This window comes from Synechocystis sp. FACHB-908 (assembly GCF_014698595.1).
Classification (GTDB): domain Bacteria; phylum Cyanobacteriota; class Cyanobacteriia; order Cyanobacteriales; family Microcystaceae; genus Synechocystis.
Genome location: NZ_JACJTH010000023.1, coordinates 14,107 through 37,072, shown reverse-complemented (window position 1 = coordinate 37,072; position 22,966 = coordinate 14,107). Strand labels below are relative to the sequence as shown.

At 49.2% G+C, this 22,966-nt stretch carries 23 protein-coding genes and 1 tRNA gene; 12 read left to right on the top strand and 12 right to left on the bottom strand.

The features are described from left to right. The first annotated feature begins 214 nt into the window (after positions 1 to 214). The 3 genes from rseP to H6G46_RS07865 all read left to right on the top strand — a co-directional run bounded on the left by rseP (position 215) and on the right by H6G46_RS07865 (position 3,010). A complete protein-coding gene (rseP, locus tag H6G46_RS07875; RefSeq protein WP_010872391.1) occupies positions 215 to 1,315 on the top strand; it encodes an RIP metalloprotease RseP in 1,101 nt (366 codons plus the stop codon). Beyond that, positions 1,308 to 1,967 carry an endonuclease III gene (gene nth / locus H6G46_RS07870; RefSeq protein WP_010872392.1) on the top strand — a complete coding sequence of 220 codons (660 nt, stop codon included), beginning with the start codon at positions 1,308 to 1,310 and terminating at the stop codon, positions 1,965 to 1,967. Before rseP ends, nth begins: the two co-directional genes overlap by 8 nt. 593 nt (positions 1,968 to 2,560) lie before the next feature. Then, positions 2,561 to 3,010 (top strand): hypothetical protein, encoded by a 450-nt coding sequence (locus H6G46_RS07865; RefSeq protein ID WP_010872393.1) that lies wholly within the window; start codon positions 2,561 to 2,563, stop codon positions 3,008 to 3,010. 31 nt (positions 3,011 to 3,041) lie between these two features. Here H6G46_RS07865 and H6G46_RS07860 read toward each other — a convergent pair whose 3' ends face one another. The 4 genes from H6G46_RS07860 to H6G46_RS07845 all read right to left on the bottom strand — a co-directional run bounded on the left by H6G46_RS07860 (position 3,042) and on the right by H6G46_RS07845 (position 6,796). Next, the gene (locus tag H6G46_RS07860) at positions 3,042 to 3,536 is read right to left on the bottom strand and encodes a nucleoside deaminase (RefSeq protein WP_010872394.1); all 495 of its coding nucleotides are present in this window, start codon (positions 3,534 to 3,536) and stop codon (positions 3,042 to 3,044) included. 39 nt (positions 3,537 to 3,575) lie between these two features. After that, positions 3,576 to 4,001: a DUF29 family protein gene (locus H6G46_RS07855; protein ID WP_010872395.1), complete on the bottom strand. Its 426-nt coding sequence runs from the start codon at positions 3,999 to 4,001 to the stop codon at positions 3,576 to 3,578. A 9-nt stretch (positions 4,002 to 4,010) separates the two neighbouring features. Beyond that, positions 4,011 to 5,480, bottom strand: coding sequence for a DASH family cryptochrome (locus H6G46_RS07850; protein WP_014407097.1), 1,470 nt, complete (start codon positions 5,478 to 5,480; stop codon positions 4,011 to 4,013). Positions 5,481 to 5,641: 161 nt separating this feature from the next. Next, complete coding sequence (locus tag H6G46_RS07845; protein WP_010872397.1) at positions 5,642 to 6,796, bottom strand: tetratricopeptide repeat protein; 1,155 nt, start codon at positions 6,794 to 6,796, stop codon at positions 5,642 to 5,644. Between the two features lie 217 nt (positions 6,797 to 7,013). Between H6G46_RS07845 and opcA the strand changes: the two genes are divergently transcribed. After that, the gene (gene opcA / locus H6G46_RS07840; RefSeq protein ID WP_014407098.1) at positions 7,014 to 8,387 is read left to right on the top strand and encodes a glucose-6-phosphate dehydrogenase assembly protein OpcA; all 1,374 of its coding nucleotides are present in this window, start codon (positions 7,014 to 7,016) and stop codon (positions 8,385 to 8,387) included. A 57-nt stretch (positions 8,388 to 8,444) separates the two neighbouring features. After that, on the top strand, positions 8,445 to 9,203 hold the full coding sequence (locus H6G46_RS07835; RefSeq protein ID WP_010872399.1) for an amino acid ABC transporter ATP-binding protein: 759 nt from the start codon (positions 8,445 to 8,447) through the stop codon (positions 9,201 to 9,203). Positions 9,204 to 9,451: 248 nt separating this feature from the next. Here the strand turns inward: H6G46_RS07835 and lexA are convergent, their stop codons facing one another. From lexA to H6G46_RS07810, 4 genes are all read right to left on the bottom strand, one after another. After that, on the bottom strand, positions 9,452 to 10,063 hold the full coding sequence (gene lexA, locus H6G46_RS07830; protein ID WP_010872400.1) for a transcriptional repressor LexA: 612 nt from the start codon (positions 10,061 to 10,063) through the stop codon (positions 9,452 to 9,454). A gap of 215 nt (positions 10,064 to 10,278) precedes the next feature. Next, positions 10,279 to 11,274, bottom strand: coding sequence for a succinate dehydrogenase/fumarate reductase iron-sulfur subunit (locus tag H6G46_RS07825; RefSeq protein ID WP_010872401.1), 996 nt, complete (start codon positions 11,272 to 11,274; stop codon positions 10,279 to 10,281). A gap of 293 nt (positions 11,275 to 11,567) precedes the next feature. Next, positions 11,568 to 12,572: a two-component system response regulator gene (locus H6G46_RS07815; protein WP_010872402.1), complete on the bottom strand. Its 1,005-nt coding sequence runs from the start codon at positions 12,570 to 12,572 to the stop codon at positions 11,568 to 11,570. Positions 12,573 to 12,584: 12 nt separating this feature from the next. Next, positions 12,585 to 13,256, bottom strand: a complete 672-nt coding sequence (locus H6G46_RS07810; protein ID WP_010872403.1) for an energy-coupling factor ABC transporter ATP-binding protein — start codon at positions 13,254 to 13,256, stop codon at positions 12,585 to 12,587. A 163-nt stretch (positions 13,257 to 13,419) separates the two neighbouring features. Between H6G46_RS07810 and H6G46_RS07805 the strand changes: the two genes are divergently transcribed. Further along, entirely contained in the window at positions 13,420 to 14,346 is a 927-nt protein-coding gene (locus tag H6G46_RS07805; RefSeq protein ID WP_010872404.1) for a homogentisate phytyltransferase, read from the top strand. 58 nt (positions 14,347 to 14,404) lie between these two features. Further along, a complete protein-coding gene (locus tag H6G46_RS07800) occupies positions 14,405 to 15,496 on the top strand; it encodes a tocopherol cyclase family protein (protein WP_010872405.1) in 1,092 nt (363 codons plus the stop codon). Positions 15,497 to 15,567: 71 nt separating this feature from the next. Here H6G46_RS07800 and H6G46_RS07795 read toward each other — a convergent pair whose 3' ends face one another. Continuing rightward, on the bottom strand, positions 15,568 to 16,137 hold the full coding sequence (locus tag H6G46_RS07795) for a peroxiredoxin (RefSeq protein ID WP_010872406.1): 570 nt from the start codon (positions 16,135 to 16,137) through the stop codon (positions 15,568 to 15,570). A gap of 310 nt (positions 16,138 to 16,447) precedes the next feature. On the opposite strand from H6G46_RS07795, the gene H6G46_RS07790 reads away from it, so the two are divergent. Continuing rightward, the gene (locus H6G46_RS07790) at positions 16,448 to 16,867 is read left to right on the top strand and encodes a Fur family transcriptional regulator (protein ID WP_010872407.1); all 420 of its coding nucleotides are present in this window, start codon (positions 16,448 to 16,450) and stop codon (positions 16,865 to 16,867) included. A gap of 15 nt (positions 16,868 to 16,882) precedes the next feature. Here the strand turns inward: H6G46_RS07790 and H6G46_RS07785 are convergent, their stop codons facing one another. After that, on the bottom strand, positions 16,883 to 17,359 hold the full coding sequence (locus H6G46_RS07785) for a DUF1499 domain-containing protein (protein ID WP_010872408.1): 477 nt from the start codon (positions 17,357 to 17,359) through the stop codon (positions 16,883 to 16,885). Positions 17,360 to 17,612: 253 nt separating this feature from the next. Here H6G46_RS07785 and psb28 point away from each other — a divergent pair, with 253 nt between their 5' ends. Further along, positions 17,613 to 17,981, top strand: a complete 369-nt coding sequence (psb28, locus tag H6G46_RS07780; RefSeq protein ID WP_010872409.1) for a photosystem II reaction center protein Psb28 — start codon at positions 17,613 to 17,615, stop codon at positions 17,979 to 17,981. Positions 17,982 to 18,099: 118 nt separating this feature from the next. Continuing rightward, positions 18,100 to 19,848: a peptide ABC transporter substrate-binding protein gene (locus H6G46_RS07775; protein ID WP_010872410.1), complete on the top strand. Its 1,749-nt coding sequence runs from the start codon at positions 18,100 to 18,102 to the stop codon at positions 19,846 to 19,848. A 47-nt stretch (positions 19,849 to 19,895) separates the two neighbouring features. Here the strand turns inward: H6G46_RS07775 and H6G46_RS07770 are convergent. Together H6G46_RS07770 and H6G46_RS07765 are read right to left on the bottom strand one after the other, a co-directional pair. Continuing rightward, positions 19,896 to 19,969: transfer RNA gene (locus H6G46_RS07770), tRNA-Asp, on the bottom strand. 151 nt (positions 19,970 to 20,120) lie between these two features. Continuing rightward, positions 20,121 to 20,723 (bottom strand): hypothetical protein, encoded by a 603-nt coding sequence (locus tag H6G46_RS07765; protein ID WP_010872411.1) that lies wholly within the window; start codon positions 20,721 to 20,723, stop codon positions 20,121 to 20,123. A gap of 119 nt (positions 20,724 to 20,842) precedes the next feature. On the opposite strand from H6G46_RS07765, the gene H6G46_RS07760 reads away from it, so the two are divergent. Together H6G46_RS07760 and H6G46_RS07755 are read left to right on the top strand one after the other, a co-directional pair. Then, positions 20,843 to 21,613 carry a type 1 glutamine amidotransferase gene (locus tag H6G46_RS07760; protein WP_010872412.1) on the top strand — a complete coding sequence of 257 codons (771 nt, stop codon included), beginning with the start codon at positions 20,843 to 20,845 and terminating at the stop codon, positions 21,611 to 21,613. 49 nt (positions 21,614 to 21,662) lie between these two features. Further along, positions 21,663 to 22,877 carry an NAD(P)/FAD-dependent oxidoreductase gene (locus H6G46_RS07755; RefSeq protein ID WP_010872413.1) on the top strand — a complete coding sequence of 405 codons (1,215 nt, stop codon included), beginning with the start codon at positions 21,663 to 21,665 and terminating at the stop codon, positions 22,875 to 22,877. Positions 22,878 to 22,966 lie beyond the last annotated feature (89 nt).

The window sequence follows — 22,966 nt, the reverse complement described above, 5'->3', positions numbered from 1 at the left end:
ATTCTGAGAGCCGCCATTGACTAACGGATAGAGTTGATATTGATAACTGTGTAATCTGGAATTTTTGTCAGATACCCTCACCTTCTTCAGGTTAACAGAAACTTAGGGGTTTGCATGGGCCAGGGAACACGGTCTGGCGGCCGTTGGGTTAAAATCGGGGGAATTACACGTTCGGCGGGATTTCGTCCCCAGTTTTTTCCTATTTGAGAAATTTATGTCAGTTTTAGCGGCGTTGGCGGCGATCGGAGTACTTGCAGTACTAATTGCTGTGCATGAGTTGGGCCACTTTGCGGCCGCCCGTTTACAGGGCATCCATGTCACTCGCTTTGCCTTAGGATTTGGGCCACCGCTGTTGAAATACCAAGGTGCCGAAACGGAATATTCCATCCGGGCTATTCCCCTGGGGGGCTACGTGGCGTTCCCCGACGATGATCCAGACAGTGAGATCCCTGCCGACGATCCTAACTTACTAAAAAATCGCCCCATCCTCGACCGGGCCATTGTGATTAGTGCTGGGGTAATTGCCAATTTAGTTTTTGCTTACTTTCTCCTGATTGGTCAAGTTAGCACCATCGGTTTCCAGAATATTCAACCTGGTTTGGTTATTCCCCAAGTGGACAGTGCCTCCGCCGCCCAGGTGGCTGGGATGGAGCCAGGGGATATTGTACTCTCCCTCCAGGGCAACACTCTACCCGGTTTTCCCGATGCCACCACCCAGTTTATCGACATTGTGCGGCGATCGCCGTCGGTGCCTATCACAGTAGAAGTGCAACGGGGGGAAGAAACTAAAACCTTGACCATTACCCCCACCCCAGATGCGGAAGGTAAAGGAAAAATTGGCGTTGCTCTGCTACCCAACGTGGAAACCAAACGGGCTAGCAATCCCCTGGAAGCTTTAACCTACAGCGCCGAGGCTTTTGAACGCATTGTGAAACTAACGACCCAGGGCTTTTGGCAATTAATCAGTAACTTTGCCGACAATGCTTCCCAGGTGGCGGGGCCAGTGAAAATTGTTGAGTATGGTGCTAACATTGCCCGCTCCGATGCCAGTAACCTGTTCCAATTTGGAGCGCTGATTAGCATTAACCTCGCTGTGATTAATATTCTGCCCCTACCTGCTTTGGATGGTGGGCAATTGGTGTTCCTGCTCATCGAAGGACTCCTGGGCAAACCCCTACCGGAAAAATTTCAGATGGGCGTAATGCAAACGGGGTTGGTGCTTCTGCTGAGCTTAGGGGTATTTTTAATTGTGCGGGATACCCTCAATTTGACCTTTGTGCAGGAGTTTTTGCCTTCCTTTACGGGCTATGAGTAGTTTGTTACGGAAAATGGCCAGTAAAAAACAACGGGCAACGGAAATTCTGCTCATTCTCAAAAAACTTTACCCAGGGGCCACCTGTAGTCTGGATTATCAAACCCCAGTACAGCTTTTGGTGGCCACTATTCTTTCGGCCCAATGCACCGATGAACGGGTCAACAAGGTGACTCCAGCCCTGTTTCAGCGTTATCCCGATGCCAACGCCCTGGCCTACGGCGATCGCCAAGAGATTGAAGAATTAATCCACTCCACCGGCTTTTTCCGCAATAAAGCTAAAAATATTCAGGGAGCTTGCCGCAAAATTGTCGAGGAATTTGACGGGGAAGTGCCCCAAAGAATGGAAGAGTTATTGACCCTACCGGGGGTGGCCCGCAAAACGGCCAATGTGGTGCTAGCCCATGCCTTTGGCATCCTGGCCGGGGTAACGGTGGACACCCACGTCAAACGCCTGAGCCAACGGTTGGGGTTAACTAAAGCGACCGATCCCATTCGTATTGAGCGGGATTTAATGAAACTGATTCCCCAGCCGGATTGGGAAAATTTTTCTATCCATATTATTTATCACGGTCGAGCGGTGTGTGCGGCCCGCAAGCCCCTCTGTGGGGAATGTCAGTTGGCCCATCTTTGTCCCAGTGCCCAAGCGAGTTGAGATCCACTGAAGGTTTGAATTGGAATCAGTTTACCGAGCTCCCCCAACTTCTCCATAGGGAAATTAAAACCTGTAACTTGGTCAAAGATTAGAAAAAAGTGATTAGTACTGGTGGAACGGCAAAAAAAAGCGGCCAGTTTCGTCCCCATTGATTAGGTTCGGAAACTAACCCTGTGCTACATTGTGCACCCGCTTTTTTGAATCCTGCCCTCATTATCTGATTCTCACTGGGGGTCAACAAGCCAATGGGTCACTGGTGAATGGTGATTCTAATCACAGGCGATCGGTGCCAGCTTTAAAAGTCTCCCTGGCCCCCAAATTTGGGGGGAAACTGAGTGAAAGTCCCCCATTATGGCCGGAGCTTGAGTGAGGAGATTTAGGGGACGAAATAAGACTTTCCGAACACGTTCTTAGGCGATCGCCAAATTTTTACCCTGGCATGGGCCGAGAAATGAGACTTTTTGGCCCTACTCCAGATAAACCCAACTAGTATGGTTGCAGGCGGCCTAGTCTCCGGCAGGGTCAGACCCAATGAATATACTGGGGAAATACTAAGCCTCAGTCCGTTTTAAATTAATAAATTCTTCTTGTTTATGCCCATTTCTCCCACCTCCCTAGCTAGCGATGATTACTGCGTCCTTGGTTTAGCCACCTGCTTTTTGCGGGAAGATGGTGATTTCCATGCGGTGGACATCATTGAACCCATTCCCTCGGCGGCCCTAGAAGCCATTCTCAAACAGGTGCCCACTTCTTACCAATGGGCGATCGCCGTGCGGGCGGGGGAAGTTTTCCAGGGGGAGGAAATTAAAAAACCAGCTATTTTTGATCAAAGTGCCCAATTCTGTGACGATTTTGCGGAACGGTTTACAGCGGCGGCCCGTACTTACCAAGTTCGGCCTCAAGCTAAGGAACATTTAGCCATTGGGGAAAAATGGGACAAATTTAACTTTTCTTTGGAGAAAAAACGCATTCTCAACGACAGCAAAGTGGTTAAAGCTGAAGATAACGTTAAGCAACATTCCCATACCCATCAAAGGCTGTAGTTGCAAAGTCCCAACGGGGTAATACCAACCTTCAGGAAACAAGGGATTGTTGTTTTTTCCTAGCCCGATGTTGGGCAAACCAATCCTGTAACTGTTCACGGCACTGTTCTTGGCACACTCCTCCTAAGCTTTGTAAGTGATGGTTAGAGGCAGCGCTGGCGGCCAAATCGAACACGCTGTCGATGGTGCCGGTTTTCGGGTCGGGGGTGCCATAAACTAATAAACCTAAACGGGCTTGGATAATGGCGCCGGTACACATGGGACAAGGTTCCAACGTAACGTAAAGGGTGCATTCATTCAATCGCCAATGGCCTAGCCGACGGCAAGCAGTTTGGATGGCTAACATTTCCGCATGGGCGATGGGATTTTGATCCCGTTGCTTACGATTTTGGCCTGTAGCTAAAACTTCTCCCATTGCATTGACAACCACTGCTCCCACGGGAATTTCCCCCACATTGCCCGCTTCCTCCGCTAAGGCGATCGCCATTTGCATCCAATCTTCATGGGTGGGTAGGGGTTGATCCATCAACTCTATTTAAACTTGTTTGTAAAACCGTTAGTAAAATCAGGCAAAACTAATTAACTTTATTGCTTGGCTGATAATAGCATTACGGTCTACTTTTTCCGCCAAATAAGCAGCATTGTAAATTCCGCCAAAGGCTTCTAGAGAAGCGTTATCCAAAGCTCGATCATCGGCTTCAGCCAAAATTTCTTGTAAGTCCGATTGACTGACATAATAGCACCCTGCTTTCCTGCGTTTATTAATGCGTTCTATGGCGTTGATAGCATTGCGAATGGAAACTTCCCAGGAATTAGTGCTTCTTGCCTCCGCCTGTTGTTTAATCAAATGAATCAGTAAAACAACGCAATAACTGTAAATTTTATTAATTTTATCCTCTTTGCTCATGGTTTCTAATTCATCGATTAAAGCCAGAGCGGCCGTGGTTTGCCCAGATTGCACTAATTGTTTTAATTCCAATAATTCTTCCATGGCGCTAACCTAAGCAATAACACCCATCTGTTCAATTTTACGGCGGGCTTCCACTGATTGGTGAAAATTAACACAGGGGCGGGGATAATCCACTCCCAATTGCACTCCCCATTGTTTTTGTTCCGTGGCAGATAATAACCAAGGCTGATGAATTTTGTCGCCGGGTAAATTTTTTAATTCTGGTAACCAATGGCGTAAATAGGTTCCCTGGGGATCGTATTGTTGGCTTTGTTTAGGAATATTAAAATAACGAAAATCCCTAGCGTCATTACCTATGCCAGCAGTGTAATTCCAATTGCCCCAATTACTGCATACATCGTAATCAATTAGGCAAGATTCAAACCATTCTGCGCCCCAACGCCAATCAATGCCCAGATTTTTACAAAGAAAACTGGCAACATTTTGCCGTCCCCGATTGGACATAAAGCCAGTGAGATTTAATTCCCGCATATTAGCATCCACCAAAGGATAACCAGTTTGTCCCGATCGCCAGAGTTCAAACCGGACTTGATCTTCTTGCCAGGGGAAATTTTTGTTCAGCAATCCCCCTCGATTAAATAACTTGTTGCCATATTTTTGGGCCACAAAACGGAAAAAGTCCCGCCAGAGTAACTCGAAAATCAACCAATGGGTAGAATCATTACTAACCCGTTCTTGTTCGTAACGTTTCACTTCTTGGTAAATGAACCGGGGGGAAAGGCAACCCAATGCTAACCAAGGGGAAAACTTACTAGAATAATCCGCTCCCACCATACCATTGCGGGTTTCTTTATAATCTTTTAGGCGATCGCCATGCCAAAAGTAGTCTTGTAACCTCGCTAAACCAGCGGTTTCTCCTCCTTGAAAAGCCAAAACAGAACGATGATCAAAATTAATTTGAGGAAAGAATTCGGGCGGTGGTGCGGTTAACTCCAGTTTAATATTGGGGCTAGGAAGCAGTTGGGATGGGGCAAAAAAACACGGACGAATCGATATTTTTTTCTTTTCAATATCTTTGCGAAACTTAGTAAATAAATCTGGTAAATCTTGAATGGAAAAGGGTAAATCTTCGGGATGGCAAAGGGTACTTCCCCAATAACCTTTTGCTTCTATACCTAAGATTGTTAATTGTTTAACTAAATTTCTTTCTACGTCTAGCTCTTCCTGGGTAACTTCCCGATGGTAATAAATAGTCTTAGCGTTGATTTGCTTGGCTATTTGGGGAATTACTTGCTCCGGTAGACCCGTTGTCACCAGCAATTTATTGCCCACTTTCTGCAAGCTTTCAGCCAAATTTTGTACAGATTGTTGGAGAAAATTACTCCGCCATGGCCCAGTTTTCGCAAATCCTTGGTGAGTCTGGGCAAATTGTCTGGGGTCGTAACAGTACACAGCGGTAATTGCTAAACCAGATTTTAGGGCCCGATGCAGGGGTTCATGGTCATGCAAACGCAGATCATTCCGAAACCAAACCAAAACCGTGGGGGGGACGTGTTTCAAAAGCCCCCCTGCTCCCCCAAGTTTGAGGGGAAGTTAAGTAAAAGTCCTCTAGTTTTGGAGGATTTAGACGGCAAAATAAAACTTTTCAAACAAATTCCAAGAGCTATGGACATCGATAGTTAAAAACACATAAGCAAAAGGATTGAAAGCTTGGAAAGGTCTTAATCCTGGGACAGTAGGCCTTGCAACTCTTCTAATCTTTCCTGGGCTTCCGGTAGGGTAGGTTCTAAAGTTAAAGCCTTTTCATAGCTGGGAATAGCCTCTTCTTTGCGCTCCATAGCTTCGAGCAGTAAACCCCGGCTTAACCAAACCTCAGCATCGTCGGGATTTTGTGCTAAAGCTTCATCAAAATTAGCCAAGGCCTCTTCTAACTTACCCATAACTCCCAACGCACTACCCCGATTTTGCCAGGCGGAAGTCATCTGGGGATTTAAACTGATCGCCTCCCCCCAACTGGCGATCGCCGTTTCCAGTTCTCCTCTCTGGGCCTGCTGTATGCCAAGGTTTAACCAATCTTCGGCAGTATGGGGTTCTTGGTTATTTTCAAATTGGGAGTTGTCGATGGTAACCGGGTCAACAAGAGGCCACAACTCTTCTTGTGCCAGAGCGGACGCAGTCCCCTGATCTTCGACTAAACTATCCACCGGAGCCGAGCTCGATTCACCCCCATGGTTCAAGGCTTCAGTTAACATTTCCTCTGGAATGGCGAATTTTTCCATCAATGCCCGCAAAATCACCTGGGGATCGGTGCTTTCAATGCCCAAAAAGCCAGCAAAATGGGTTGCCAAAGCGGCATCCTGGGGTAACCGTTGCACCAATTCATCAAAGGTGAAGGTTTCCATTTGCCCTTGGGCCTGGTCTATGGAAACTAGATCGGGGCCATCATATTCCCACACCGTATCCATCTGGGGCGGTGACTGCCGGGCATACAGCTCCCTGCCAATGCGCTGGGATTTATCGCCAATGGGAGCAATCTGGGGAAAGGATTGGGCCAATTCCCCCAAACGCATCATCCGGGCGGCTAGAACTAAATTGGGAGAAGGGGAAGCTAGCACCGTAGTTTGAAAACGGTCTAACCAATCAAGCCATTGCTTAGGCCGACAGCGGTGGTCTAACTGTTGAAAAAATTTGAGAATACGCCCTTCGTGCCAACCGTGGGCAATGCCTTCCAGCAGTTGATTAAACAAAAACTCATAGTCAGTGTCGCTCAGGGGGGGCAGTTCCTGGAGAGATTTAGTCCCCGGCCCTGGGCCGCCCACCAGGGGGGCAAAAAGTTGTTGGATCCACTGCCAAATACGCTGGAAAAATTTCTGCATCCTAAAATGGGGTGACGGTCACTGTTGACGGATTACGGGGGCGACACTTACTGACAATTATTCTAGGCCATGGTTTACCCATCCCCGGGGATTATCAACACTGGCGGGGTTTGGCCCCGGATTTTTGGCGATCGCCGGTTGTAATTTAGAATCTGCCACTACCATGGGGGGAAAGTATCAGCGTCATTGCCCAGTCCGATTCCATTGGAGCCATTGCATGAGTACCACCCAAGCCCCTCCCCTCGTTTCCCTCCAAGCCCCCAAGGACGTTTCCCTCGAGGCGATCGAATCTGAATTAGCCCAAATTTGGCAAACCAGTGCCCAAAAGGAGGAGGGTTTAATCGCTACTAGGGCCACCACCTTCAGTTTTTTGGTCTATGAACCGGACAGAGTGCAGTCCCTCCTGGCCGCCCTAGGCTACTACACTGGCCCCATTGATGGCATTACCGGCCCCCGCATGACCGCCGCCATTAAATCAGCTCAAAAAGCTTTGGGCGTTACCGCTACCGGACTATCTAGCCCAGAGTTTAAACAAGCATTACAAACTGCCTTTGAAACGGCCCACCGGGAAGGAAATTTACTCAGCACCGCTGAACGAATCACTAAACCCTATTCCCCGGACTTAGAAGGGAGTGGCATTGCCGACACCATTGCCGCCTCTAACCCCTGCCGCATTATTACCCTTTGCCCCACAGCGGAGGATGACCAGGGGGTACAGGCCCAGCTTTCCGCCTACTGCCCGATCCAAAAGACCCACCAAAATACCCTCATTTGTTGTGAATACATCACCCTACGGGGAACTTCCGATGCGCTGGAGCGGATTGGTGGTGTGATTACGGAGTTGATGCTACCGACCCTGCCCAAATATGTGTGGTGGAAAGCAAGTCCCGAAGCGGAATATGGGCTGTTTCAACGGTTGTTGTCCCATGCGGACATGATCATTGTGGATTCCAGCATTTTTAACAATCCCGAACAGGATTTGCTCCAGTTGGCTCAATTGGTTAATAAGCCAGAGGCGATAGCCGATTTAAATTGGAGTCGCTTGGCCCCGTGGCAGGAATTGACCGCTGAAGCCTTTGACCCGCCGGAGCGTCGTTCTGCAGTGGGGGAAATTGACCAAATTTCCATTGATTATGAAAAGGGTAACCATGCCCAAGCATTGATGTATTTGGGCTGGGTAGCCAGTCGTTTGCAGTGGACCCCCGTTAGTTATAGCTATCAGCCAGGGGTGTACGAAATTCACAAAATCCAATTCTGTGCTCCCAATCAACGGCCCATTGAAGCGGAGCTGGCCGGTTTACCCTTGGCTGATACAGGGCAGGTGCTGGGGGATTTAATTAGCCTTAAACTGGGCTCCACCAATACCCAAGCCCAATGCGGCACCGTACTGTGCTCCGGCACTGTTGGTTGTATGCGCATGGAAGCTGGGGGGGGAGCGCAAAATTACCGGGTGCAACAGGTCACCGCCCTGGATGATCAAAATACGGAACAGTTACTGGGACGACAATTGCAACGCTGGGGCCGGGATGCCCTCTACGATGAGTCCATGGCGATCGTGTTGGCAATTTTACAGTTATCCCAGGCAGGATAATGGCAGAATGGAGCAACAAGCGCCCTTTGCTTAATCTGTTCTTAACCTTAGTCGGCCATGACTTCCCCCACTGCTCCGTTAATTTCCTTTGACCAGTTGCAAAAAAACTTTGGCGCCCTCCAGGTTTTGCGGGGAGTAACGGGGGAAATTTACCCCAAAGATGTGATTTCTATCATTGGCCCTTCCGGTTGCGGCAAGAGCACTTTTTTGCGTTGCCTGAATCGCCTTGAACCCATCAGCGGTGGCCGTCTCGAAGTGGCGGGGGTGGACTTATCCGGGGCTAAAATTGACCAGAAACATCTGCGGCAGTTGCGGGTGCGGGTGGGCATGGTTTTCCAGCATTTCAATCTGTTTCCCCATCTGACGGTTTTGCAAAATCTCTTGCTGGCCCCCCGTAAGGTGTTACGCATTCCCATGGCGGAAGCTAAGGACCGGGCTTTAACCTACCTGGATAAAGTGGGTTTGGGCACTAAAGCTGATAACTACCCAGACCAACTCTCCGGCGGCCAAAAGCAACGGGTGGCGATCGCCAGGGGGCTGTGCATGAAGCCGGAAATTCTTTTATTCGATGAACCCACCAGCGCCCTAGACCCGGAATTAGTGGGGGAAGTGCTGAATGTGATGAAACAGTTGGCCGAAGAAGGCATGACCATGGCGGTGGTGACCCATGAGATGCAGTTTGCCCGGGAAGTATCCAATCGGGTCTTTTTCTTTAACCAAGGAATCATTGAAGAAGAGGGCGACCCCAACGAAGTTTTTCGCAATCCCAAGAGCGATCGCCTACGGGCATTTCTCAGTCGCATTCAGTCCAGTTAATCCCTTGGGCTCACAAAAATTTCTAGAATTGTCCGTAATTTCACGGTTGTTTTTTCAATCGAATTTTCTGCTTTTCCTCCCTTTTTTCTTGGGGGATGGGGTTTTGAAACAAAACGCCTAGGACGAATGCCCCGGTGACCACCCTAGATAGCCATAAAAACAGGCCAGCGAAAGGCGATCGCCAGCCTAGGGATAGAAGTAAAAAGTTTTACCAGTGTGGTTTTTGAGCTGTTCCCGGTAATGCCGGGCTAAACTCCCTGGAAATTGCGCCAAACCCCCATTAAAATCCCCTGGATTTCAACATCGCTGGCTTTCAATTCTTGGCCAGGGCCTTTGTTGTTGGAGGCTTTGAGTACGACCTTAGTGCCATCTTGGTAATAGCGTTTGATAGCAATCTTGCCCCCCTTAATACTGGCGGCGACCAATTCCCCATCTTCGATTTCCTCTTCTCCAGTCACAGAACGGAGAATCAGCATATCACCTTCGACAATAAAATCGTCCACGAGGTCATTGCTCATGACCCTGAGGGCAAAAACCGATGATTTCTTCATCAGGGGGGCAAAGTCAATCTTTTCCACTTCCTCTGCGTCCGCTTCCACCAGTTCACCGCCTTTGAGTTCGCCAATGACGGAAACTCCTTTTGGTTTTTGGTGGAGAATTCTCAGGGTGCGGGCTTTGCCGTCAGTCCAATCAACGTAACCCTTATTGCGTAACCGTTCCAATCGACTTTGAATGGGGGCCGGAGAACGCAAATTCATGGCCCGCATCATTTGGCGGATGGAGGGGGCGTGCTGGGTTTCGTCAATGTAACTAACTAACCAGTCAAAAAGTTCTTTTTGGGCTCGGGTGAGAGGTTCCATGTAATATCTCCTATAGGAATGTATTTAGGACTCTAGGACTATTTTAAACCCAGTCATAACATTCAGGGCAATCATACTAAAAAAGATACAAAATTTTACATTTCTTCCGACGGTTCCTCATTTTCGGCCAGCAGAAGGCGATCGCCGCTGTGATTGAGGGCGAAAAAGCAAAATTGAGACTACCCCGAAAAATGTTACTGTTATCGCCGAAGATCTCAGAAATTGGCAAGTTTTTCCGCTTCTTGCACCTGTTCGATTAAGCTCCGCACTTCCTCAGTACCGGCGGAAGGTTCAAAGCCCAGGGGAAATTTGCCACTGCTAATCATCCGCAGGCCCAGGGGCAAAATACTAGCAATACCTTTGAGATCCCGGAAGAAATTACCCACTACGTAAATACCGAACTTACGCTCATCCACCCAACCACCGGCTTTAACCAAATCCACCATAACTTTGCGGTGGCGCACCGGGCGACTGTCCTGGGCTGTTTTCTGGGCCAGAAGGGCAGACTTAATTTTCCCAATCTGGTCCATGGGGGCCACTTCCATGGGGCAGACTTCGTTACAGAGGTAACAACGGGTACAGCCCCAGGCCCCGGCTGTAGCATTGTTGTAGCTTTCGAGGCGATCGGCTGTGGCTCCATCCCGGGAGTCGGTTAATAATCTTTGGGCTTTGGCCAGGGCATGGGGGCCGACAAAATCGGGATTAACAGATTTAGCGTTGCACTCGGAATAGCAAGCTCCACAGAGAATGCAATTGCCCATTTGGTTGAGTTTTTCCCTTTCCGCTGGGGTTTGGAGAAATTCCCGTTCCGGCACCTTGCGCCCCTGGGTACTAACGTAGGGCTCCACCCGTTCCAAGTCGTCCCAGAAGGGTTGCATATCCACAATTAGATCTTTGATGACGGGCAAATTACCGAGGGGAGCCACCGTCACCACAGGAATGCCTGCTTCGTTAACCTGGGTAAATAATCTGGTTTCACTGCCCACATTTTCCTTACAAGCCAAGGCCGATCGCCCATTAACCCGCATACTGCAACTGCCACAGATGGTATTGCGACAATTTTTGCGGAAGTTTAAACTGCCGTCCTGTTCCCATTTAATCTGATTTAAACACTCCAAAATGGTGGCACCGGGCTCCACTTCTAGATCAAATTTTTCTAGGTAGGGAGACTGTTGCGGTTTTTGGCGCAAAATTTGAAATTGGACTTGCATAGGAAATACCCTGGGAAAAGCAATATGGGCGGAGGCTACCTCACAGTTTAGATTAAGACCCCGTTGCTGGCTTTTTTTGTCGAGAACCCCCTAGAATTGTGCCTATTTTCCCAAGTCTTTGACACCATTGAGCAACATCACTAAGCCTGCCACTAAAATTCCCAAGGCGATCGCCCCTAAAATCCAATCTAAATTAGCCGTATTTTCCATACTTTCCATGGGTTAATGCCCAGGGGGCAGCGAATGATTTGGATGGGTAACCATGACTACTTTTCACCCAGTCCTAGAGCATACTAATTCAACTTTTGGGCCAAACTCTCTTCTATGGAATTTTTGTTAATAAAATTGACAAACTTTTCCACCATTTCTGGATTACGCCAACCCCGTCGGGCTTCTCCTTGTAAAATTTCCAAAGCCTGGGCCGTATTCACCGCTTCCTTATAGCGACGGTTACTGGTTAGGGCAGTGAAAATATCAATGATTTGAAAAACCTGAGCTAGCAGGGGAATTTCCTTACCCCGGAGAGCATCAGGGTAGCCACTGCCATCCCAGCGTTCATGGTGATAGCGCATAATTTCCCCCACAGCCCTACGCCCAGCCAGGGGTTCAAAAATGGTAGCCGCCACATGGACATGGTCCCTCACGCAGTCCAATTCTGTGGAGTTGAGGGGCCCTTGCTTGAGCATAATTTCATCGGGCACTTGGATCAGTCCCAAATCGTGTAGCCGAGCCGCAAAAACAAGGTCATCAATTTGCCCCTGTTCTAGACCGATAAATTCGCCAAAACCCTCTATTAGTTGACTACAGGTGATGCTAGCCTCCCCAACAGCGTAGCGTTCTTCAATCACCGCCGCTAAGCGAAATAAAACCTGTTCAATTTGGGCTACGGATTCGGCTAATTTCTTTTTCTGGATCAGTAAATCCACCTGATTGAGCAGTTCCACCCGCTCCAAGGGTTTGAGCAAATAGGCATCGGCCCCACTGGCCCGACTACGGAGACGGCATTGGGGGTCGTCCATGGCATTGGTGAGAATGATGGGAATATATTGCCCGACGGGGCTATGTTTGATTGCCTGACACAATTCAATGCCATTTTGGTGGGCCAAATTGACGTCCATCAACACTAAGTCCGGATCAACTTTTTCCACCTGTTCCACCACTTGGCCACAACTGAATCCTTTGGTGGTCTCCCCTTCAATAATTTGGTAATTGTTCAAACGCAAAAGGTCGGCGCTGGCGATGCGACTGTAGGGGTGGTCGTCCAACAAAAAAATACGGAGGGGAGAAATTTGGTTCACGGATAGGTGGGGTTAAACTGCGGTCTTGTTCATCATTCTTTGCTTGAGGGGTTTGGGATCTCCCTGCGCCACAATTTTGCCTTCCTCCAACAGAAAGGCTCCATCACAATAGTCTAGCTCGTCTAAGCGATGGGTTACCCACAGGGCGGTGATGCCCCTTTGTTTGACTAATTTTTGTACTTGCAATACCAATTCCTGTTGACTATCTCGGTCCAGCAAGGCAGTGGGCTCATCCAATAAAAGCACGGAACAGTGTCTGGCGATCGCCCCGGCAATGGCAATGCGTTGTTTTTGGCCGCCACTGAGGGCATAGATGGGACGGCGGGCCATCTCAGCTAGGTTAACCGCTTGCAGGGCTTCTCCTACCCGGACTTGTACTTCCTGGGGAGAAAGTTTTTCCTTGACTAAACCAAAGGCAATATCGGCCCCGACGGTGGGCATAACTAATTGATGGTCAGGATTTTGGAAAACAAAGCCCATGGGTTCGGCCAGTTTCACCAGACCGGATTGGGGGGTGAGGAGTCCCGCCAATAACCTTAATAGGGTAGATTTTCCACTACCATTGGTGCCCAACAGCATCCAAAACTGACCTTGGGGCACCGCCAGACTACAGTTTTGCAAACCGGGGCGATCGGCAGACCATTGAAAATTTAGGTCCTGGGCAATGATGGCGGGGGTGGACATGGAAATGTGATGGAATAAGGCTCTCCAATTCTAGGTTACCGAGCCAAATGTGGGTCGATGGGCAATGGACTTTGCCTTTGCTCTGGATTAGGGCAGGAAAATGGTCCGGCCTTGGTGGGTTTAGGTACACTGCAAAGAGATTTCATTTCTCAAAATTATTGCCATGGCAACTATCCAAGCTTTTTGGCGCTTCTCCCGCCCCCATACCATCATTGGTACAACTCTGAGCGTCTGGGCTGTGTATCTGTTAACTATTCTCGGGGATGGAAACTCAGTTAACTCCCCTGCTTCCCTGGATTTAGTGTTCGGCGCTTGGCTGGCCTGCCTGTTGGGTAATGTGTACATTGTCGGCCTCAACCAATTGTGGGATGTGGACATTGACCGCATCAATAAGCCGAATTTGCCCCTAGCTAACGGAGATTTTTCTATCGCCCAGGGCCGTTGGATTGTGGGACTTTGTGGCGTTGCTTCCTTGGCGATCGCCTGGGGATTAGGGCTATGGCTGGGGCTAACGGTGGGCATTAGTTTGATTATTGGCACGGCCTATTCGGTGCCGCCAGTGAGGTTAAAGCGCTTTTCCCTGCTGGCGGCCCTGTGTATTCTGACGGTGCGGGGAATTGTGGTTAACTTGGGCTTATTTTTATTTTTTAGAATTGGTTTAGGTTATCCCCCCACTTTAATAACCCCCATCTGGGTTTTGACTTTATTTATCTTAGTTTTCACCGTGGCGATCGCCATTTTTAAAGATGTGCCAGATATGGAAGGCGATCGGCAATTTAAGATTCAAACTTTAACTTTGCAAATCGGCAAACAAAACGTTTTTCGGGGAACCTTAATTTTACTCACTGGTTGTTATTTAGCCATGGCAATCTGGGGCTTATGGGCGGCTATGCCTTTAAATACTGCTTTCTTGATTGTTTCCCATTTGTGCTTATTAGCCTTACTCTGGTGGCGGAGTCGAGATGTACACTTAGAAAGCAAAACCGAAATTGCTAGTTTTTATCAGTTTATTTGGAAGCTATTTTTCTTAGAGTACTTGCTGTATCCCTTGGCTCTGTGGTTACCTAATTTTTCTAATACTATTTTTTAGGGTTTTTAGAACTATTTAGTATCTTCTTCAATTAGCATCATAAATTCTCTCAATCTCCATGAAATTTCCGCCCCACAGTGGTTACCATTGGCAAGGTCAATCACCTTTCTTTGAAGGTTGGTACGTGCGCCTGCTTTTGCCCCAATCCGGGGAAAGTTTTGCTTTTATGTACTCCATCGAAAATCCTGCTAGCGATCATCATTACGGCGGCGGTGCTGTGCAAATTTTAGGGCCGGCTACGAAAAAACAAGAAAATCAGGAAGACCAACTTGTTTGGCGGACATTTCCCTCGGTAAAAAAATTTTGGGCCAGTCCTCGCCAGTTTGCCCTAGGGCATTGGGGAAAATGTAGGGATAACAGGCAGGCGAAACCCCTACTCTCCGAAGAATTTTTTGCCACGGTCAAGGAAGGTTATCAAATCCATCAAAATCAGCACCAAGGACAAATCATTCATGGCGATCGCCATTGTCGTTGGCAGTTCACCGTAGAACCGGAAGTAACTTGGGGGAGTCCTAACCGATTTCCTCGGGCTACAGCGGGTTGGCTTTCCTTTTTACCCTTGTTTGATCCCGGTTGGCAAATTCTTTTAGCCCAAGGTAGAGCGCACGGCTGGCTGAAATGGCAGAGGGAACAGTATGAATTTGACCACGCCCTAGTTTATGCCGAAAAAAATTGGGGTCACTCCTTTCCCTCCCGCTGGTTTTGGCTCCAAGCAAATTATTTTCCTGACCATCCAGGACTGAGCGTCACTGCCGCTGGCGGGGAACGGATTGTTCTTGGTCGCCCCGAAGAGGTAGCTTTAATTGGCTTACATCACCAAGGTAATTTTTACGAATTTGGCCCGGGCCATGGCACAGTCACTTGGCAAGTAGCTCCCTGGGGCCGTTGGCAATTAAAAGCCAGCAATGATAGGTATTGGGTCAAGTTGTCCGGAAAAACAGATAAAAAAGGCAGTTTAGTCCACACTCCCACCGCCCAGGGCTTACAACTCAACTGCCGAGATACCACTAGGGGCTATTTGTATTTGCAATTGGGATCTGTGGGTCACGGCCTGATAGTGCAAGGGGAAACGGACACCGCGGGGCTAGAAGTTGGAGGTGATTGGGGTTTAACAGAGGAAAATTTGAGCAAAAAAACAGTGCCATTCTGAGGGAATAACACTGCCTTGTTTTGATTCGTTAGGTTTCAGTCAAGTAATCACATTGAAATGCTCTGACAGACTTAGCCGACAAAAGCTTTAACGGGCTCAGAAACCCCGGGCGCTTCAGCACCTTTGAGGTAGGCCAACATGGTGTCAGCGTCGGAACACTCGAAGGGATCTACGGGACAGTTGTCACCGAACTCAGGCTCAATAAACATTTTTTCGATTTTGCCATCGTTGACAAACATGGAATAGCGCCAGGAACGCATCCCGAAACCGAGGTTGGATTTTTCCACCAACATACCCATTTTGCGGGTGAATTCGCCGTTACCATCGGGTAGTAATTTCACTTTGTCGGCACCAATTTGTTTGCCCCATTGGAACATAACAAAGGCATCGTTCACAGATAGACAGATGATGTCATCTACTCCCAAGGCTTGGAATTCTTCAAACAACTGCTCGTAGCGGGGCAAGTGGTTAGAAGAACAGGTGGGGGTGAAGGCACCGGGTAGGGAGAAAAGCACAACCTTTTTGCCACCAAAGATTTGTTCAGTGGTTTTGTCTTCCCAACGGTAGGGATTGGGACCAGGTACAGATTCGTCACGGACACGGGTTTTGAACACTACACTGGGAACTCGTTCGGGGGTCATGGTTACCTCTGGCTATCTAAACGACTAAATTTTTCTGAGGGGATGGAGCATTTTTCATCAATGCTTGCCCTCTTTTCTCAGAATAGTTCTGAGATAGAAATAAGTCAAGCTTAAAAATTAATATTTTTTTTATAATTATTCTATCTAATAGTCCTTCTAGAAAATGTTAAGCTAGATAGACTATAGCCAAACAGTGCGGATCATTATCATTGGTGTGCTGGCCAGGACCCATGGTTCCTGAGGTTTGCCCAGAGGGACTTACCCATCAAAAATCAGCGAATGTTGCCGCACCGATGTTAGGAGGAACAGTATGCCCTTAAACAGAGAAGAAATTATTCAAACGCTGAAGGAGCGGGGGCTGCGGGTTACTCCCCAGCGCTATGGGGTCTATGCCAATCTACTCCAACGTCGGGATCATCCCAGCGCAGAACAGTTATTGTTTGACCTTAATCAAGCTGCCCCCACGTCTTCCCAGGCCACGGTGTACAGTTCCCTCAAGGCTTTGCAATCTGTGGGATTAATCCGGGAAGTTCTATTGGAAGAAGGGGTCTGTCGCTACGATGCCAATGTGGAGCCCCACCATCATTTTTGTTGTCGTCATTGCGGGGCGATAGAGGATGTGGATTGGGAGGAGTTACCAGCGGTGGACCTAGGCAAACTCAGGGTGGGACTCAAGGCGGAACGTTATGAAATTACCGTCCATGGGGTCTGTGAAAACTGCGGCGATTAGTTTTTGAACAATGTTCTAATTGCCTTGTTCTAGATCTGCTAGGGCCAAACGGATTTGTTCTAAACGGCGGCGGTTAACCCCCAAATCCGATTCCCCCAACCGGGATGCGGAACGGACTTCAATCACAGGGCGATCGCCAGGGAAATAAAATTCGAGGTCATCGACAAAACCCATCAAACGACTGCGGACTTCTGCCCGAATGTAATTATCTTGGGATTGCACAATGGTAGTCCCGGGCACTACCCCCAAAATTTCCGTTAACAAATTACGGGCATTGGCCAAATCTCCTTGGTAATGGAGGGGCTCAATGGCGTGGATAGAATCAGCACTAATTTGACTGTTCACACAATTGGGCATGTCGGGACAGGGGGCTAATTGTCCACTTGTGATCCCTAAGTTTTCCGGTGGGGAGCCGGCAAAGATTTGTTCAAAGCCTGGTAGGGCAGCAAACCAAACCATCCCCGATAGCAACACAGCCAATAGCGCACCCATGAGAAAATTCCGGTAATTGGTCAAGATTAAGACCCCTTCAATTTATGGCTTCCTTGGCGATCGGGCAAGGTTGGCAATGAACTATTTGTCCAAGCCCAACGGAGACATGGGCCACAGCGCAAACCCCTCCGCTCCTTGGGTAAACTCCGACCGGGGATCACAGACCTTCCACCCCTCCGGTAGTAGTTAAACTGTCCTGACCGGCTCTAGTAAAAGTTGTTAGGATCAAAGAAATCCCATTCCGGTGTGAATCATGATGACCCTCACTCCCACCATCGAATTTTTTGCTGATCTCCCCGAAGAACTCAGCAATGTCAGCCTCCGCCGCAATTCTACTACCGGCGCTCGCACTGTGGTGATGACCTTTGAACGTCTCCAGGCGATCGAAAAGTTTCAGAGTTTTACCCAAAGGTTTAACGGCCATTTACGTCTTGCTGACGAAGAGGGGGCGATGGAAATTGAACCATCGTCAGTAAAATTTATTTTTGGTGGAGACGAAGGGGATGAACTGCGGGGTGCCCAGTGCAGTTTTGACCTAGTTAAAAATGATCATTGGGAACGCTTTATCCGTTTCATGGAGCGCTATGCGGAGGCCAATGGCATGGGCTACCAAGATCGTTAGGGGAGAAAAGTTACCGGAGCTGAACCGGAATGACGGAGATCAAAGGCCAAAACTTTGCAAACAGACTCTAATCAGGGGACAATCTAGCGAAATTAAGCCTTGATTATCCCTGTTGCCTGTGTTGCTAAATCTTCCCGCCACCGTTAAGTCTCGTTCTTGCCAAAAACTAATTGGGGGGCTGTTGCCCTTATTATTGTTTGCCTGTGGTAGCCCCAATGTCGGCAATGGTAACTCTCAGCAGAATGGTCAAGAAACCCTGAAAATTCTCTCTTGGCAGGCTCCCACGATTTTAAATCCCCATTTGGCTACGGGCTTTAAGGATGCGGAAGCTAGTCGTATTGCCCTGGAACCCCTGGCAAGTTTTGACCAAGAAGGCAACCTAGTCCCGTTTTTGGCGGCGGAAATTCCCAGCGTAGAAAATGGCGGCGTGGCGGCGGATGGTTTGTCCGTCACCTGGAAGTTAAAGCCTGATGTGCTCTGGTCTGATGGGCAACCCTTCTCGGCGGAGGATGTGGCGTTCACTTACAAATTCCTCAGTGATCCCAAAACTGGGGCCACCAGCACTGGTACCTATGAGGCGATCGCCAAGGTGGAAGCGTTGGACAAAAATACAGTCAAAATAACCTTTAAGGAACCCAACCCAGCTTGGTTTTTACCCTTTGTGGGCAGTGAAGGGATGATTTTGCCCCAGCACATTTATAAAGATTTTGTCGGGGAAAAGGCGCGGCAGGCACCGGCAAATCTGTTGCCCATCGGTACTGGGCCCTATCGGGTCACCAGTTTTAAACCAGGGGATGTGGTGTTGTATGAAGTTAATCCCCATTATCGAGACCGGAAAAATATCGGTTTCCAACAGGTGGAAATTAAGGGTGGGGGAGATGCTACCTCCGCGGCCCGGGCCGTACTGCAAACTGGGGATGCGGATTTTGCCCTCAATTTACAGGTGGAGGACAATATCCTCCAGTCCTTGGCCCAAGGCGGCAAAGGGGAAATTGTGGCAGATTTAGGCAGTTTGAGTGAACGGGTAATATTTAATCTCAGCGATCCCGATCCTGCGCGCACCAATGGCGATCGCTCCTCGGTGAAGTTTCCCCATCCCTTTTTGCAGGATCCCTTGGTGAGGAAAGCTATAACTCTAGGCATTGACCGGGATTTAATTGCCAAGCAACTCTATGGTGTCACCGGACAGCCCACGGCCAACGTTCTGGTTTTACCCCAGCAGTATGCTTCCCAAAATACGAGTTTCCAATTTAATCCCACCGAAGCCCAGCAATTACTCGACCAAGCGGGTTGGAAGGACAGCAACGGCAACGGTATTCGGGACAAGGATGGCATTGAGTTGCAAATGGTATTCCAAACCAGCGTTAATCCCCTGCGGCAAAAGACCCAACAGGTAATTAAACAAACTCTCCAGGCGATCGGCGTGGGGGTAGAACTGAAAAGCATTGACCCCAGTGTGTTCTTTTCCGGTGATCCGGCCAACCCCGATACTTTGGAACGATTTCAGGGGGATTTGTCTATGTTCACCACGGGCAACACTAACCCGGATCCGAGCAAATATATGCAAACCTTCACCTGTGGGGCCATTCCCACCGCCGAGAATCAATGGAGTGGGGACAATTATGGGCGTTACTGTAGTGCCGAATACGACCAACTCTGGCAAAAAGCAGTGGCTGAACTGGACCCGGAAAAGCGCCAACAACTATTCATTCAAATGAACGATTTGTTAGTGGATGATTATATTTTGGTACCCGTGGTGCATCGAGCCAGTGTGGTGGGAGTAGGCGATCGCCTGGATGGGGTGGCGTTAACTCCCTGGGATCGTCCCACTTGGAATATCAAAGATTGGCAGCCGAAAGCAAAATAGTGGAAAGACTCAGGGGGGCTCGTTGAAGGATTATTGCTCTCTTTTAACGGGTCTGACGGGGCTCGAACCCGCAACTTCCGCCGTGACAGGGCGGTGCTCTAACCAATTGAACTACAGACCCAGGTTTTTCAGACTTTTACCATTACATCAGTTGTGCCGGGGATTGTCAACCCCTGACGAAAAATTTTCCCTTTTTTTCCAATCAGACAAATGGGCCGGAGCGGATAACTTGCCGTAGTCCTAACCCTCGGCCTCAATCCATTTTGGGGTAACTATTTAACCTGGGCGATCGCCTGGCGAATGGCTTCCCGCTGCTCTTGGTCATAGTTCCACCGTTGCAAAAAGGCTTCGTAGGGCCCGGGGCCGTCTAAACTCTGTTCCAACTCGGTCAATTTTTCTGGTAAGCCGGGTAGGGATAGCTCGTTGATTAAGGTCTGAGTCCGTTGGGCCACCTGCTGGGAACCCTGGGCCGCCTCCCCGTCCCCCGCTCTTTGGTGGAGAATTGCTGTGGCGGTGGCCATGGCCAGATTTTTTACCAAAAGTTCTCCTACGATCGCCGGAGAGGAACCTAGAGCGGTCATTAAGGCCGGGTTTGGTTGATCCGCCAGGGAAAAATTCTGGGCAGTGAGAAAAGTAACAAAAAATCCCCGGGCCCCGTTTTCAGTGGCGACCAAATTGGCGATCGCCGTGGTCATTTCCTGGTCAGTAAGATTATTTGCCGCAATTTCTAGCAATAATGCCTGGCTATGGGCAATGGCCTGTTCAAAGCTGAGGTCAGTGTAATTTATGGAAGCAACCATGGCATTGGGGTGAGGATTCAAGGGATGGGCGGCGGGGGAGAGGGAAAGGAGAGCGGGTAAAATCAACGGCAACATGGAAAATGCCTAGGGAAAATGGGAAGATTTTCTCGACTATTGTAGTCAGTGGTGCCAAGATTTACATCCGAACCGTGTCTTGCTCCCAGGGATTAATCTCTCCCCAATGAAAATAAAGTATGGAATTAACAATCGGCTGGCTTTATCCCAAACTCATGAGCACCTACGGCGATCGGGGCAATGTCATTTGCATCCAACGTCGTTGTCAATGGCGGGATATCCCTGTGAAAATTCTGCCCCTGGAACAGACCAGCGAGGCGGCACTGTTTCTCCAAGCCGACTTAATTGTGGGGGGCGGGGCCCAGGATCGCCAACAGGAAATTGTCATGCGGGATTTGCAAGGATCCAAAGCAGAGGCGCTGAAAAATCAGTTAGACGATGGCATTCCCGGAGTATTCACCTGTGGTTCTCCCCAACTGCTGGGGCATTATTACGAGCCTGCCTTAGGGCAACGCATTCAGGGTTTGGGACTGCTGGATATGGTCAGTAAACATCCAGGACCAGAAGCAAAACGCTGCATTGGTAACGTAGTGTTTGAAATTACCGCTGAACCCCTCCGGCAAGAATTACAGGCTATGACCGGGGAAACTCCCATTGTCATTGGCTTTGAAAACCATGGCGGCCGCACCTATCTCCAAACCGTTTCTCCCCTGGGTAAGGTTAAAACCGGCTATGGCAACAACGGCGAAGATGGCTTTGAGGGGGCTTTCCACCAAAAGGCGATCGCCACTTACTCCCATGGCCCTCTGTTGCCCAAAAATCCCTTTTTAGCTGATTGGTTAATCCGCACGGCGTTGGAGAAGAAGTATCAGGATTCGGTGCAGTTAACTCCCTTGGATGACTGCCTCGCCCAACAAGCCCGCGCCGCCATGCTCAAACGGCTAGAATAGGAGCAATTTGATTACAAAATGTAACAAGCCCTCACCACTGGCAGAGATTATGACGGACGCTCGACCACGGATTTGTATTTTAGGGGGAGGATTTGGCGGACTTTACACCGCTCTACGCCTCGGTCAACTATCCTGGGAGGGCCATACCCCACCGGAAATTGTCCTCGTCGACCAACGGGATCGGTTTTTATTTGCCCCTTTCCTCTACGAACTGGTAACAGAGGAAATGCAAACTTGGGAAATTGCCCCTCCTTTTGTAGAACTTTTAGCGGAATCGGGGGTAATTTTTCGTCAGGCGGAAGTGACCGCCATTGATTTTGACCACCAAAAAGTGTTGTTAAATGACCAGGACAAGGGCACCGAAAGTTTAGCGTTTGATCAGTTAGTCATTGCCCTGGGGGGCCAAACTCCCCTGCCAAATCTGCCGGGGCTAAAGGATTATGGTTTGGGATTCCGCACCCTGGAAGATGCCTATAAACTCAAGCAAAAATTAAAATCACTGGAACAAGCCGACGCAGAGAAAATTCGTATTGCTATTGTTGGTGGGGGCTACAGCGGGGTGGAATTAGCGGCCAAACTCGGCGATCGCCTAGGGGAACGGGGCCGCATCCGCATTATTGAGCGGGGCAAAGAAATTTTAGCCATGTCCCCGGAGTTCAATCGTCAACAGGCCCAGGCCAGTCTTTCCGCCAAGGGAATTTGGGTGGATACGGAAACCACCGTTACCGCCATCACCGCCACCGATGTCACCCTCCAGTTCCGAGAGCAGGAAGATGTAATTCCAGTGGACTTGGTGCTTTGGACTGTGGGCACCACCGTTTCTCCTTTGATTCGTAATTTAGCCCTGCCCCATAACGACCAAGGCCAGCTTAGAACCAATGCCCAACTACAGGTGGAAGGAAAAACTAACATTTTTGCCTTGGGGGACGGAGCCGAAGGTCGGGATGCTAGTGGACAATTAATTCCCACCACGGCCCAAGGAGCCTTCCAACAGACGGACTATTGTGCCTGGAACATTTGGGCTAACTTAACCGGCCGTCCCCTGCTGCCCTGTCGTTATCAACCCCTAGGGGAAATGTTGGCCCTGGGCACCGATGGCGCTGTGCTGAGTGGTTTGGGCATTAAATTAAGTGGCCCCGCCGCCTTGTTGGCTCGTCGTTTGGTCTATCTCTACCGTTTTCCCACTTGGCAACATCAACTGACTGTGGGCTTGAATTGGCTGACCCGCCCCCTGGGGGATTGGCTCAAAAATGAACCTTCCTGAGGGAAACGTCGTCTAAAAAACCTGCCTTCCCTGGCGATCGCCGAAATGGTGGCTGGGGGGAAAGGGCTGCTCGGGGCCCGAAAGGCTCT

Coding starts and splice junctions, on each gene's coding strand:
- H6G46_RS07855 (WP_010872395.1), bottom strand. CDS start 4,001: ATGGAAGAATTATTGGAATTAAAACAATTAGTGCAATCTGGGCAAACC.
- H6G46_RS07865 (WP_010872393.1), top strand. CDS start 2,561: ATGCCCATTTCTCCCACCTCCCTAGCTAGCGATGATTACTGCGTCCTT.
- lexA (WP_010872400.1), bottom strand. CDS start 10,063: ATGGAACCTCTCACCCGAGCCCAAAAAGAACTTTTTGACTGGTTAGTT.
- psb28 (WP_010872409.1), top strand. CDS start 17,613: ATGATGACCCTCACTCCCACCATCGAATTTTTTGCTGATCTCCCCGAA.
- rseP (WP_010872391.1), top strand. CDS start 215: ATGTCAGTTTTAGCGGCGTTGGCGGCGATCGGAGTACTTGCAGTACTA.
- H6G46_RS07805 (WP_010872404.1), top strand. CDS start 13,420: ATGGCAACTATCCAAGCTTTTTGGCGCTTCTCCCGCCCCCATACCATC.
- H6G46_RS07765 (WP_010872411.1), bottom strand. CDS start 20,723: ATGTTGCCGTTGATTTTACCCGCTCTCCTTTCCCTCTCCCCCGCCGCC.
- H6G46_RS07785 (WP_010872408.1), bottom strand. CDS start 17,359: ATGGGTGCGCTATTGGCTGTGTTGCTATCGGGGATGGTTTGGTTTGCT.
- H6G46_RS07760 (WP_010872412.1), top strand. CDS start 20,843: ATGGAATTAACAATCGGCTGGCTTTATCCCAAACTCATGAGCACCTAC.
- H6G46_RS07835 (WP_010872399.1), top strand. CDS start 8,445: ATGACTTCCCCCACTGCTCCGTTAATTTCCTTTGACCAGTTGCAAAAA.
- H6G46_RS07795 (WP_010872406.1), bottom strand. CDS start 16,137: ATGACCCCCGAACGAGTTCCCAGTGTAGTGTTCAAAACCCGTGTCCGT.
- opcA (WP_014407098.1), top strand. CDS start 7,014: ATGAGTACCACCCAAGCCCCTCCCCTCGTTTCCCTCCAAGCCCCCAAG.
- nth (WP_010872392.1), top strand. CDS start 1,308: ATGAGTAGTTTGTTACGGAAAATGGCCAGTAAAAAACAACGGGCAACG.
- H6G46_RS07790 (WP_010872407.1), top strand. CDS start 16,448: ATGCCCTTAAACAGAGAAGAAATTATTCAAACGCTGAAGGAGCGGGGG.
- H6G46_RS07800 (WP_010872405.1), top strand. CDS start 14,405: ATGAAATTTCCGCCCCACAGTGGTTACCATTGGCAAGGTCAATCACCT.
- H6G46_RS07755 (WP_010872413.1), top strand. CDS start 21,663: ATGACGGACGCTCGACCACGGATTTGTATTTTAGGGGGAGGATTTGGC.
- H6G46_RS07860 (WP_010872394.1), bottom strand. CDS start 3,536: ATGGATCAACCCCTACCCACCCATGAAGATTGGATGCAAATGGCGATC.
- H6G46_RS07845 (WP_010872397.1), bottom strand. CDS start 6,796: ATGCAGAAATTTTTCCAGCGTATTTGGCAGTGGATCCAACAACTTTTT.
- H6G46_RS07825 (WP_010872401.1), bottom strand. CDS start 11,274: ATGCAAGTCCAATTTCAAATTTTGCGCCAAAAACCGCAACAGTCTCCC.
- H6G46_RS07810 (WP_010872403.1), bottom strand. CDS start 13,256: ATGTCCACCCCCGCCATCATTGCCCAGGACCTAAATTTTCAATGGTCT.